Source organism: Lonepinella sp. MS14436 (genome assembly GCF_042470565.1).
Classification (GTDB): Bacteria; Pseudomonadota; Gammaproteobacteria; order Enterobacterales; family Pasteurellaceae; genus Lonepinella.
The window spans coordinates 607,444-619,440 of the sequence record NZ_CP170385.1; the positions used below are offsets into that span (position 1 = coordinate 607,444).

General features: G+C 38.4%; 11 protein-coding genes. 6 read left to right on the forward strand and 5 right to left on the reverse strand.

Annotated elements, in window-relative coordinates:
• Positions 1–4: 4 nt before the first annotated feature.
• Together relA and O1Q81_RS02970 are read left to right on the forward strand one after the other, a co-directional pair.
• The gene (gene relA / locus O1Q81_RS02965; RefSeq protein WP_386691436.1) at positions 5–2,236 is read left to right on the forward strand and encodes a GTP diphosphokinase; all 2,232 of its coding nucleotides are present in this window, start codon (positions 5–7) and stop codon (positions 2,234–2,236) included.
• A 15-nt stretch (positions 2,237–2,251) separates the two neighbouring features.
• A complete protein-coding gene (locus tag O1Q81_RS02970; protein WP_386689249.1) occupies positions 2,252–2,611 on the forward strand; it encodes a diacylglycerol kinase in 360 nt (119 codons plus the stop codon).
• A gap of 24 nt (positions 2,612–2,635) precedes the next feature.
• On the opposite strand, the gene O1Q81_RS02975 is transcribed toward O1Q81_RS02970, so the two are convergent.
• From O1Q81_RS02975 to O1Q81_RS02990, 4 genes are all read right to left on the reverse strand, one after another.
• Positions 2,636–3,892, reverse strand: coding sequence for an O-antigen ligase family protein (locus O1Q81_RS02975; protein ID WP_386698152.1), 1,257 nt, complete (start codon positions 3,890–3,892; stop codon positions 2,636–2,638).
• A 180-nt stretch (positions 3,893–4,072) separates the two neighbouring features.
• Positions 4,073–5,149: a class II fructose-bisphosphate aldolase gene (gene fbaA, locus O1Q81_RS02980; RefSeq protein WP_386698154.1), complete on the reverse strand. Its 1,077-nt coding sequence runs from the start codon at positions 5,147–5,149 to the stop codon at positions 4,073–4,075.
• Between the two features lie 74 nt (positions 5,150–5,223).
• Positions 5,224–6,399 carry a phosphoglycerate kinase gene (locus O1Q81_RS02985; protein WP_386691432.1) on the reverse strand — a complete coding sequence of 392 codons (1,176 nt, stop codon included), beginning with the start codon at positions 6,397–6,399 and terminating at the stop codon, positions 5,224–5,226.
• A gap of 101 nt (positions 6,400–6,500) precedes the next feature.
• Positions 6,501–7,247, reverse strand: a complete 747-nt coding sequence (locus O1Q81_RS02990) for a ribonuclease (protein ID WP_386698156.1) — start codon at positions 7,245–7,247, stop codon at positions 6,501–6,503.
• 69 nt (positions 7,248–7,316) lie between these two features.
• On the opposite strand from O1Q81_RS02990, the gene O1Q81_RS02995 reads away from it, so the two are divergent.
• Positions 7,317–7,577: a YfhL family 4Fe-4S dicluster ferredoxin gene (locus O1Q81_RS02995; protein ID WP_132302596.1), complete on the forward strand. Its 261-nt coding sequence runs from the start codon at positions 7,317–7,319 to the stop codon at positions 7,575–7,577.
• Positions 7,578–7,699: 122 nt separating this feature from the next.
• On the opposite strand, the gene O1Q81_RS03000 is transcribed toward O1Q81_RS02995, so the two are convergent.
• Positions 7,700–8,800, reverse strand: coding sequence for a TrmH family RNA methyltransferase (locus O1Q81_RS03000; RefSeq protein ID WP_386698158.1), 1,101 nt, complete (start codon positions 8,798–8,800; stop codon positions 7,700–7,702).
• Positions 8,801–8,921: 121 nt separating this feature from the next.
• Between O1Q81_RS03000 and pssA the strand changes: the two genes are divergently transcribed.
• From pssA to O1Q81_RS03015, 3 genes are read left to right on the forward strand one after another with little or no spacing between them, the layout of a single operon-like run.
• Entirely contained in the window at positions 8,922–10,280 is a 1,359-nt protein-coding gene (gene pssA, locus O1Q81_RS03005) for a CDP-diacylglycerol--serine O-phosphatidyltransferase (protein WP_386698160.1), read from the forward strand.
• An 11-nt stretch (positions 10,281–10,291) separates the two neighbouring features.
• The gene (gene hemC / locus O1Q81_RS03010) at positions 10,292–11,218 is read left to right on the forward strand and encodes a hydroxymethylbilane synthase (RefSeq protein WP_386698162.1); all 927 of its coding nucleotides are present in this window, start codon (positions 10,292–10,294) and stop codon (positions 11,216–11,218) included.
• 5 nt (positions 11,219–11,223) lie between these two features.
• Positions 11,224–11,985 (forward strand): uroporphyrinogen-III synthase, encoded by a 762-nt coding sequence (locus O1Q81_RS03015; protein ID WP_386696131.1) that lies wholly within the window; start codon positions 11,224–11,226, stop codon positions 11,983–11,985.
• Positions 11,986–11,997: the final 12 nt, after the last annotated feature.

Here is an 11,997-nt window from a genome sequence, read left to right on the forward strand (position 1 = left end):
AAATATGGTTGCGGTACGCGGTTCTCACTTATTAAATCCAAAGGACTTTAGTATTCAGCACTGGTGTGCAAATTTAGGTCTAGTTGAGCCAGTCGCTAATGATCTAATGCGAGCTTGGCGATATGCAAGAGAAAATGCCGATCAACTTTTCTTAAATAGCCATTGGTATTTGCGTGACGGTGTAGAAATGGTGGAAATTTTACATAGTCTAAATATGGATGGGGATACCTTACTTGCCGCAATGTTATTTCCAGTCGTGCATGCCAAAATCGTTACCCTTGAACAAGTTAAAGAAGATTTCGGGAGCAAAATCAGTAAATTAGTCAAAGGTGTGTTGGAAATGAATAATATTCGCCAACTGAACGCCAACCAGTCCAATAATAATCTACAAATCGACAATATCCGCCGTATGCTGTTGGCAATGGTGGACGATTTCCGTTGTGTGATCATCAAATTAGCGGAACGGATTACTTATTTGCGTGATGCAGATAAACGCTATTCAAAAGCGGAAAAAATTGCCGCTGCCAAAGAATGTAGCAATATTTATGCCCCCCTTGCCAATCGTTTGGGAATTGGTCAGTTAAAATGGGAGTTGGAAGATTATTGTTTCCGTAATTTGCAGTCGGAGCAATATCGGATTATTGCACATAAATTAGCTGAACGCCGTTTAGACCGCGAGCAATATATTCAAGATTTTGTCAATCAACTGTCAGGCTATTTGCACGAAGCTATCGATAGTGTAGATGTGTATGGACGACCGAAACATATTTATAGCATTTGGCGAAAAATGCAGAAGAAACACCTTGCCTTTGAGCAACTTTATGATATTCGAGCGGTGCGGATTTTAGTCCCCAATTTGCAGGATTGTTACACCGCACTTGGTATTGTACATACTCATTATCAACATTTAGCAGAACAGTTTGATGATTATATTGCCAATCCCAAACCGAACGGTTATCAGTCCATTCATACGGTGGTGTTGGGTGAGGGGGATAAGCCGATTGAAGTGCAAATTCGTACTCACCAAATGCACAATGACGCAGAGCTGGGCGTAGCAGCTCACTGGAAATATAAAGAAGGCACTACAGGTTCAATGTCTGCTTACGAAGAAAAAATTTCTTGGTTACGTAAACTGTTAGCATGGCAAGCAGATATTATGGACAGTGGCGAAATGCTAGAAGAAATGCGGACACAGGTATTTGATGATCGTGTTTATGTGTTTACACCGAAAGGCGAAGTGGTAGATTTACCAACAGGTTCTACGCCGTTAGATTTTGCTTATGCGATTCATAGTGATGTGGGACATCGTTGTATTGGTGCGAAAGTGGCTGGACGGATCGTGCCGTTTACTTACCAGTTGCAAATGGGTGATCAACTCGAAATTATCACTCAAAAAAATCCAAACCCAAGCCGAGATTGGTTAAATCCAAATTCAGGGTTTACTCATACGCAAAAGGCACGCTCAAAAATTATGGCGTGGTTTAAAAAACTCGATCGGGATAAAAATATTCCACTTGGCAAAGAAATGCTAGAAGCAGAATTGAGTCGCCTGAATCTTACCCTTAAACAAGCGGAACAATATGCCTTGCCACGTTATAACTTAAAACAAATTGATGATTTATATAATGGTTTGGGTAGTGGCGATATTAAATTGCATCAGTTGATTAATTTCTTGCAAGGTAAATTAATCAAGCCAACGGCAGAGCAGGCAGACGAAGAAATTTTACGCCATGTTAGCCAAAAGAATAGCCAAAAAAGTGCGGTTAATTCTAACCAAAAATCGGAAAAACAAGGCTATGTGGTGGTCAATGGCGTTGGTAATTTAATGCACCATATTGCTCGTTGTTGTCAACCGATTCCAGGGGATAAAATTGTCGGTTATATTACTCAAGGGCGTGGTATTTCCATTCATCGTGCGGACTGCGAACAACTCAAAAAATTACGTACGGCGAATGAAGAACGTGTGATTGAAACTACTTGGGGAAAGGAACTTTCAGGCTCATTTAATATTAATGTGCGATTGCTTGCTAGTGACCGTAGCGGTTTGTTACGTGATATTACAACTGTATTAGCCAATGATAAAATTAATGTCAGCGGCGTTTCAAGTCGTACCGACCGAAAACGTCAGGTGGCAACCATAGATCTTGAGTTGGAATTAGGTAATGTGGAGATGTTAAGCAAAGTCTTAGCTCGCCTAGCTCAACTAGATGATGTGATTGATGTGAAACGAATTTAAACAAAGAGAATAAAAATGACAGATAAAACTACGGGGTTGACCCATTTAATTAATTCTACTCGCTATTCCTTGCAGGGCTTAAAAAGTGCGGTGAAAAATGAAGCAGCTTTTCGCCACGAATTATTTTTAGGGATTTTTATTGTTCCCCTTGCTTTTTGGTTTGGCAATGGCAAATTTGAGATTGCTTTAATGCTTGGGGCGTATTTAATTGTATTGGTAACGGAGTTGCTGAACAGTGCAGTGGAGTGTGCTATTGATCGTATTGGTACTGAACGCCACGAGTTATCGGGCAGAGCTAAAGATCAAGGTTCGGCGGCAGTTTTTATGGCGATTGTCAATTTTGTGGTGGTGTGGGCATTGATGATTTTGGGCTAAAAATTAGGCGGAGAATTATCCGCCTTAATGTTGAGCTTGTTTTATTTGTTCTTTTAATGTTCCATAAAAAATGGTAGTAAGGAGAAAATAAAAAATCACCCCTGAATTATGGGCAAAAAAGGCTTGGCTCAAGCCATAAAACATCACCGAAATAATATGAATTGTGCCTAAAAGTGCGGTTAATTTTATAGCAGAATTTGATGATATGATATTTTTCCAAAAGTAACGTAAGGGTACCAAGAAGATACCTAATAAAGCCAGTAAGCCTAAAATACCGTGTTTAGCGAGATCATCAATAAATTGATTATGGGAATGGGAAAAATTCACCACAACAGGTGAAACGAGATTCTGTTCTACTTGTAATTGGCGTTTAGGAATAATATTTTCATTTCCCCAACCTAAAATAGGTTTTTCTTTCGCCATTAGCCATGCACTTTTCCACATATCAAATCTTGCCCCAATAGAGGTGTCTGCATTGTGGTTAATAAAGTATTCATTCACATCATATTTAACCATATCTATACGTTGCATAACCTTCGTTTGTGGAATAAACACCGTTGTTGCAATGACTAACATTAATCCTGTACTAATTGTTACCAGTAATTTTTTTGAAAGTTGTTGACGATAGGTCCAGAAAATTAATAGCAAAATAAATGGTACTCCAATCCAGCCCCCTCTTGCGGTCGAAAGGATACTGGCTAAAATGCCAAATAAAGCAGCGATAAAATAAAGTGCGGTGAATTTTACTTGTTTTTTGCTCGAAAAATAAATGGCAATAGCGAAGCTGAACATGCCTAATGACATGGCAATATCACCACTTTGAATATGCATTTGTTTTTCAAAAGCCATACTATAGTGAAGTATAAAACGATGAAAAATTGCTATGATACCAGCAGTAAAGGCTCCCAAAGGAATAATATGAATCAACCATTTCAATTTGGGTGGATATTGTATAAACAAAACAATCAACGGTAACACTAGTAATGCACGGCTAGGATTATCTAGTTCTCGTATCTTTCCACCATTAAATATTAATGAAAGGACGAAGACTAAGACATAAAACACAAAGCTCACGGTGATCCATTTATCTTGTGGAATAAAATCAACAGGCTGTTTTTTAACAAAATGATAAATGGCAAAAATAATTCCTGTTACGACTAACAACGCAAAGCCGATATTATGTGAGCCTTTAAATAGCAAAGTAGTTAAAAAATAAAGTCCAACCGCAGAGTTGGTTAAGGCAAGCATTTTATTTTGTTTGATAAAAGTTAATATTGTCATTTTTCCGATTTTCCCCCCGTACTTGCGTACGGGGTTAAGCATATTACGCCACGCTGTGGCTTGTCAGTTTATTAAGATGCGGAGCATCATCACCATGCCTAGCCCTGTACGCTAGTGCAGGGCATAAAAAAACCGCACCATTAAAAATAGTGCGGTGTTATTTTAGCGTATTTTAAACAATTATAATACGTTTACGCAGTTTAAATCTTCGAAAGATTTTTCTAAGCGTTTAGACATAGATTCTTCCATTTTGCGTAACCAAACACGTGGGTCGTAGTATTTTTTGTTTGGTGAATCAGGACCTTCTGGGTTGCCTAATTGACCTTGTAAATAGGCTTCATTGGCTTTGTAGAATTGCAAAATACCGTCCCAAGATGCCCATTGTGTATCGGTGTCGATGTTCATTTTGATGGCACCGTAACCGATGGCTTCACGGATTTCTTCACGGCTTGAACCTGAACCACCGTGGAATACGAAGTCGATGGATTTTGCAGGTAAGTTACGTTCTTTAGACACGAACTCTTGTGATGCACCTAAGATAGATGGTTTTAATTTTACATTACCTGGTTTGTAAACGCCGTGTACGTTACCAAACGCTGCCGCCACGGTGAAACGTGGGCTAACAGGGTTTAAGCTGTCGTAAACGAATAACACATCTTCAGGTTGGGTATATAAACGTGATTCATCAACATCGCTGTTGTCCACGCCATCTTCTTCACCACCCGTGATACCAATTTCGATCTCTAAAGTCATACCTAATTTGTTCATACGAGCAAGGTATTGTTTACAGATTTCCATATTTTCTGCAATAGGTTCTTCGGATAAATCGATCATGTGAGATGAGAATAATGGTTTGCCTGTTTCAGCAAAGTGTTTTTCACCTGCATCTAATAAACCGTCAATCCAAGGTAATAATTTTTTCGCAGCGTGGTCAGTGTGAAGAATGACTGGCACACCGTATTCTTGTGCTAAAGCGTGAACGTGTTTTGCACCAGCGATGGCACCTAGTACATCAGGGCGAGTACCTGAAGTAGGTTTAATGCCTTTACCTGCATAGAACGCTGCACCGCCGTTTGAGAATTGCACGATAACAGGGGCTTTAACACGAGCCGCTGTTTCTAATACAGCGTTTACACTGTCAGAACCTACACAGTTTACCGCTGGAATTGCGAAGTTGTGTGCTTTTGCATAAGCGAATACTTTTTGTACATCATCACCAGTGACAACACCAGGTTTTACGATATCTAATAATGCCATTTTGTTTTTTCCTTATTTAAATTTGATTGTTTTTACGGGCGGATACATCGATCCGCCCCTACGGAATGGGGTTATTAACCGTTTGCACGTTTCTCTAAAATTTCAACGGCTGGTAATACTTTGCCTTCTACAAATTCTAAGAACGCACCACCACCAGTTGAAATATAAGAAATTTTATCTTTAATGCCGAATAAATCGATCGCCGCAAGCGTATCACCGCCCCCCGCGATGGAGAATGCTCCGTTTGCAGTGGCTTCAGCGATAGCATTGGAAATCACTTCAGTCCCTTTACGGAAGTTAGGGAATTCAAACACGCCTACTGGACCGTTCCAAAGAATAGTTTTTGACGCTTTGATGATTTTCGCCAATTCTTCAGCGGTTTTGTCACCAATATCGAAAATAGATTCGTCAGCTTTTACATCATCAACTGATTTTTCAGTGGCTGGTGCAGTTTCAGAAAATTCTGTACCGACACGTACATCTACTGGTACAGGGATTTTGGTTTGTTTAGCTAAACGTTGAGCTTCAGGGATTAAATCTTCTTCGTAAAGTGATTTACCGACTGCTTTACCTTCAGCTGCGATAAAGGTATTGGCGATACCACCGCCTACGATAATTTGGTCGGCAATTTTTGAAAGGCTATCTAACACGGTTAATTTAGTGGATACTTTTGAACCACCCACAATCGCCAACATTGGGCGTTGTGGCTCTTTTAATGCTTTACCTAACGCATCAAGTTCTGCGGCTAATAATGGACCAGCACAAGCTACAGGTGCATATTCTGCTACACCATAAGTTGATGCTTGCGCACGGTGAGCAGTACCGAAAGCGTCCATTACAAATACATCACAAAGTGCGGCGTATTTTTTACCTAATTCAGGATCGTTTTTCTTCTCGCCTTTATTAACACGTACATTTTCAAGCACCACGATTTCATTTTCTTTAACATCAACGCCATTTAAATAATCGGTTACTAAACGAACAGGTACGTCTAAAACGTTGTTTAAGTAATCAACAACAGGTTGTAATGAATCTTCTGGTTGGCACGCTTCACCCTCGGTTGGGCGACCTAAGTGAGAAGTTACCATGACTTTTGCCCCTTTTTGTAAGGCTAATTTTAAGGTAGGAATGGTCGCACGAATACGAGCATCAGAAGTGACCTTACCATCTTTGACTGGCACATTTAAATCTGCACGAATGAAAAGACGTTTACCGGCTAAATCAAGGTCTGCCATTTTGATTACTGACATAATGTTTCCTCTTTTTGTTAAAAATAATAAAACTGTAAATCTTTTTTATTATAGCGAGATCTCTAGTGTATTGTAACTGCTTTAGATCAAATTATTGTCAATTATTTGCAATCTATGACTTGCCAATTTAAATCATAACAAATAAATAATTCGCTACGACTTGCTGCTAAATAGGCGTTTTTTAATTGGGTATTGTGTTGTTTTATCCAACGGAATAAATCTTTTTTGTTCATTTGTTCTGTGGGTAACACTAAACTGCGGTATAAATCTTGTTGTTTTTTGAAATATTTTTCTGCACTTTTAAAAGCACAGGCACCGTGTTTTTCCCATTCGCCTTGCAATAAATTTGGGCTAGGACTTTCTGTTAAATAATTTTGAATAATCGCATAATCCACCGCAGGTAAATCCCCTTGACAAAATCGAGGGTGATCAGTCGTACTTTGAGCGTTAGCATTTTGTGGCCATAACCCATGAATTACCCAACCATATTTTTGTTGTGTGCCACATTGCATAAGAGCAGACTGAGGTAGGTTTTTGCCATATTTTTCTTGCTGATTATTACAGAATGCAGGCGACCAAGATAATGCAAGCATATAATAATCAGTCTTAGCATTTTTATTGGGTCCGATAGGATCGTTAGACATGACAAAATCATAATCAGAATTCACCGCACTTTGTTGATTAACCTTTACATTGCTATTGTTTTGTTTTTGAGCTTGTTTTGTGGTGGTTGGTTGAGTTGGTTGGTGTTGAACATCACTTCTAAACCAGTTTATGGCAAAATAAATCAGTAAGCCGATAGCGACAATAATGAGTTGAACGAGTTGTTTCTGTTGTTTTTGTTTCATTTCTTAACCTTTAAATTTATGTTAAAATTTTATATAATCGCCCACTTTTAGTTCACTCACGAGATTATTATGGCGTTACTCATCACTGATAAATGCACAAATTGCGATATGTGTCTGCCGGAATGTCCGAATGATGCGATCTCTATTGGTGATGATATTTATGAAATTGATCCAAATCTTTGCACCGAATGTGTTGGGCATTATGACACCCCAACCTGCCAAAAAGTTTGCCCGATTACTAAATGTATTATTCTCGATCCTGACCATATAGAAAGCCAAGAAGAACTTTGGGAACGTTTTGTGTTAATTCATCATGCGGATAAGTTGTAATAATAGCCCCCGTACTTGCATACGGGGTTACGAATGTAACGCTACTCCGTAGCTACTAGATGACACAAGATGCGGAGCATCGTCACTATGCTTAACCCTGTACGCCAGTGCAGGGCTGGAAATTATCTCGCCACCCACTTCGCCAACAACACTCCAGTAGCTACTGCGACATTTAAGCCATTTTTTAATGGATTGGCTAAACTTAAATTGACCTTAGTATCCTCTTTTACCGCCCAGCCGTTGGCTAACACAAACACAACTTTATCTTGTAATTGTAGGCTATTAATGCTCTGTGCTTGTTTTTCATGGCTAATATGCACAATTTGATAACCAGCTTGGCGTAATTGCTGTAATGCAGTTTCACCGTCATGGGATTGTAAAATATGTACATATTCCAAACCGCCTTCGGCAACTCGAGCGGTATTGGCATTGAGTAACATCTCAGGTTGGCTGGTAATAATACCTTTCACGCCATAAAAGGCACAAGTACGCAAAATTCCCCCTAGATTTTGTGGATTATTCGCCACACCGTCTAACATGATTAAACAATCGGCTTTACGAGCTAAATCCACATAGCCAGTCAAGGTAAATGTACGTGGTTTTTTTACTAACATACAAATTCCGCCATGATGTTCAGAACCACTAACTAACTCTAATTCAGCTCGATCGACAACGTGATAGACTTTTTTATTGTTGGCTAAATAACTAAAAATCTCCCCGATTTTATGTGCCATTTCCACCGTTGCCCAAACTCGTACAATCGTTTCTGGTCGTTGTTCAAATAAACTCAAACAAGCATTTTCACCAAAAATCTTCATTTCTTCTGCACGATTTTTCTTGATTTTTTCAGGGGCTCTTGGAGATAACGCTCCAGTTTTTTTCTCTCTCGGTTTATCGCTTATTCCTGTTGATTTTATGACCACTTTTACCCCACCTAAGGTTGTTTCGGTGATTTGTGGTTCTAATACAGGTTGTTGATAGCTTGAGCGTTTTGTGTTATTTGAACGACGATCAGAAAAACGTTTTTCATCACTTTGTTGTTCATTTCGACGATTTTTATTAGAAAAGTGCGGTTTATTTTTAGTTAATTTTTCGTTTTTTTCTGATCTTTCTGAACGATCATTAAATGGGTGTTCTTGTTTGAATGTTGGTTTGAAACGTTTTTCATCAGAAAGTGGCGAAAAAGTAGGTTTACTGAAATTGGAAGATTTAGATTTGCTCATAATTTGGTCATTAATAAAGTAAGATTGTCGCTATTATAGCAAAAAAATGCTTTTTTCTACCCTATTCTCATATAATTATTGTAAACTAAATAAATTAAGCTGGATAGAATGAAGAAATATTATGTTTATTAATCGACTAAAAAGAGCAAAACAACATATTGCACAAATGGCTTATGTACCACAATTAGCTGATGATATTGAATTTATTTCAGGTCCGAAAGCATTTAAACAAGCCATTATTGAGTTGATCCGTCATGCTAAAACTCGCATTTATTTCACCGCACTTTACTGGCAATTTGATGAAGCTGGTGAAGAAATTCTGGCGGAGATTTATCAAGCAAAAGCGAAAAATCCAGATTTAGATGTTAAAATCTTTGTGGATTGGCATCGCGCCCAACGCAATCTTATTGGTGCGGAAAAAGGCACTACTAACGCTGATTGGTATGCTAAACAGCGAGCATTACACCACAACGAACCGATGTTTTTCGGTGTACCGATTAATAGCCGAGAAGTGTTTGGTGTGCTACATATTAAAGGTTTCGTATTTGATGATACGGTGCTTTACAGTGGAGCCAGTATTAATAATGTTTATTTGCATAATCAAGATAAATACCGCTACGATCGCTATCAAAAAATTAAAAATAAGCCATTAGCGGATAGTCTTGTGCAATTTATCCAACAGTATTTAACTGATCCGAATGTCGTATTTCCCTTAGATGATGAACAGCGTCCAAACACCAAAGAAATTAAGCATCAGATTAAATCTTTCCGTCGCCATTTAATTGCTCGGGCAAAATATCGGTTAGAAAGTGCGGTGCCATTTCATGATGATTTATTGATTTCGCCTTTATTTGGTTTAGGTGCAAGAGATAATCTGTTAAACCGTACTATTCAAGATTTATTTGTATTGGTGGAAGAAAAATTAGTGATTTGTACTCCTTATTTTAATTTTCCTCGCACGTTACAAATTAAAATCCGTGATTTATTAAATGACGGAAAACAGGTAGAAATTATTGTCGGTGACAAAACCGCTAACGATTTTTATATTCCACCGTCAGAACCTTTTAAAATGGCAGGTGGATTACCTTATTTATATGAGAAAAATCTACGTACATTTTGTAAAAAATTCGAGCATGAAATTAATAATGGGCATTTGACAGTCCGTTTATGGAAAGATCAAGATCATAGCTATCACCTAAAAGGTATTTGGGTGGATAAAAAATATGTGTTATTGACTGGTAACAACTTAAATCCACGTGCGTGGCGTTTAGATGCAGAGAATGGTTTGTTTATTTATGATCCAAAACAAGCGTTACAAGCCAAAATAGCACAAGAATTAAGTGAAATTCGTCAATATACTAAAATTATTGGGCATTATTCTGAATTAGAAACCATAGAACAATATCCTGCCCCAGTACAACGTTTATTAAAACGTTTTTCTCGGATTAAAGTGGATAGACTAATTAGGATGATTTTGTAATTTGGAACAATATGAATAAGCATTTAAAAATTGCCACAAGGCAAAGTCCTTTGGCATTATGGCAGGCAAATTATGTTAAGGATCGATTGCAAACCCTTTATCCTGATTTAACCATTGAGTTAGTTAAAATAGTGACCAAAGGTGATGTGATTTTAGATACATCATTGGCGAAAATTGGTGGAAAAGGTCTGTTTGTCAAAGAATTAGAGAATGCCTTATTAAATGGTGAGGCGGATATTGCCGTGCATTCTATGAAAGATGTCCCCATGCAATTTCCATCAGATTTAACGTTAAGCGTAATTTGCCAACGTGAAGATCCACGAGATGCCTTTGTTTCTAATCAATATGCTTGTTTAGAGGATTTACCATACGGGGCGAGAGTTGGCACATCTAGTTTACGCCGTCAGTGTCAATTAAAAAATTTGCGTCCAGATTTGCAAATTCACGCTTTACGTGGCAATGTAGGTACTAGATTAAATAAATTAGATTGTGGCTATTATGATGCAATTATTTTGGCTTCCGCTGGCTTAATTCGTTTAGGTTTGGAACAACGTATTACCGCTTTTATTGATGTAGTAACCTCTTTGCCAGCGGTGGGACAAGGTGCGGTGGGAATTGAAAGCCGTCTTAATGATCATCGAATGCAACAATTACTAGCACCCTTAGCAGATCCCGAAACCACGGCTTGCGTGCTGGCGGAACGAGCAATGAATCAGCGTTTACAAGGTGGTTGTCAGGTGCCGATTGCAGGTTTTGCGGTAATACAAAATAATGAATTGTATTTACGTGCTTTAGTCGGTGCGATGGACGGTTCACAGATTATCCGTGCAGAAGGCAAAAGTGCGGTCAAAAATGCTGAAATTTTAGGTGTACAACTTGCGGAGCAGTTATTAGCCCAAGGGGCAGATAAAATTTTAGCGGAAATTTATCAGGATTAACGATGATGGCTGTATTAATTATGCGTCCTGACCAGCAGGGTAAACAATTAGCAGATATGCTTAATAAAGCAGGTATTGCAAATATTCATTTGCCATTTTTTTCGATTTCTGCTGGGCGAGAGTTGAATGAATTGCCGAATAAAATTAATCAGTTAAAATCAGGCGATTATGTTCTTTGCGTATCTAAAAGTGCGGTGAAATTTGCCACTGAAACCTTGTTAGCTACTGGGTTTCATTGGCGGGAAGATTTGTACTATTTTGCGGTGGGACAAAGTACGGCGGAATACTTTGCCAATCATGGCGAGATTGCAGTGCATTACCCATTTAATCAAGAAAACAGTGAGGGTGTGTTAAACTTACCAGCAATGCAAAATTTAACTGATAAAAATATCCTTATTTTGCGTGGTAACGGCGGACGTGAACATTTTTCAGAACAAGCAAAATTACGTGGAGCGACAATTAATGTGGTAGAATGTTACCAACGCTTGCCAATGGAATACAATGATGAAGAGCAGATTGATTTATGGAAGAGGTCTGGTATTAACTGTGTATTAGTTACCAGTGCGGAAATTTTAAATTCGTTGGTTGATTTTGTACCCGTGAGAGAACAGGCTTGGTTAAAAAGTTGTCAATTCGTCACTATTAGTCGCCGTATTGCAAACTTAGCTGTTGCGGTGGGTTGGCAAAAAGAAAATATTATTATTTCACCTAAAGTCGATAATGCAACCTTAGTAGAAACATTAGCTAATACGTTATTAACATCTTAATTTTAGAGAGAG

Bases quoted from the DNA above. Each gene is read 5' to 3' on its own strand.
- pssA (WP_386698160.1), top strand. From the start codon at position 8,922: ATGTTTATTAATCGACTAAAAAGAGCAAAACAACATATTGCACAAATG.
- hemC (WP_386698162.1), top strand. From the start codon at position 10,292: ATGAATAAGCATTTAAAAATTGCCACAAGGCAAAGTCCTTTGGCATTA.
- O1Q81_RS02970 (WP_386689249.1), top strand. From the start codon at position 2,252: ATGACAGATAAAACTACGGGGTTGACCCATTTAATTAATTCTACTCGC.
- fbaA (WP_386698154.1), bottom strand. From the start codon at position 5,149: ATGGCATTATTAGATATCGTAAAACCTGGTGTTGTCACTGGTGATGAT.
- O1Q81_RS02975 (WP_386698152.1), bottom strand. From the start codon at position 3,892: ATGACAATATTAACTTTTATCAAACAAAATAAAATGCTTGCCTTAACC.
- O1Q81_RS03000 (WP_386698158.1), bottom strand. From the start codon at position 8,800: ATGAGCAAATCTAAATCTTCCAATTTCAGTAAACCTACTTTTTCGCCA.
- O1Q81_RS02985 (WP_386691432.1), bottom strand. From the start codon at position 6,399: ATGTCAGTAATCAAAATGGCAGACCTTGATTTAGCCGGTAAACGTCTT.
- O1Q81_RS03015 (WP_386696131.1), top strand. From the start codon at position 11,224: ATGGCTGTATTAATTATGCGTCCTGACCAGCAGGGTAAACAATTAGCA.
- O1Q81_RS02990 (WP_386698156.1), bottom strand. From the start codon at position 7,247: ATGAAACAAAAACAACAGAAACAACTCGTTCAACTCATTATTGTCGCT.
- relA (WP_386691436.1), top strand. From the start codon at position 5: ATGGTTGCGGTACGCGGTTCTCACTTATTAAATCCAAAGGACTTTAGT.
- O1Q81_RS02995 (WP_132302596.1), top strand. From the start codon at position 7,317: ATGGCGTTACTCATCACTGATAAATGCACAAATTGCGATATGTGTCTG.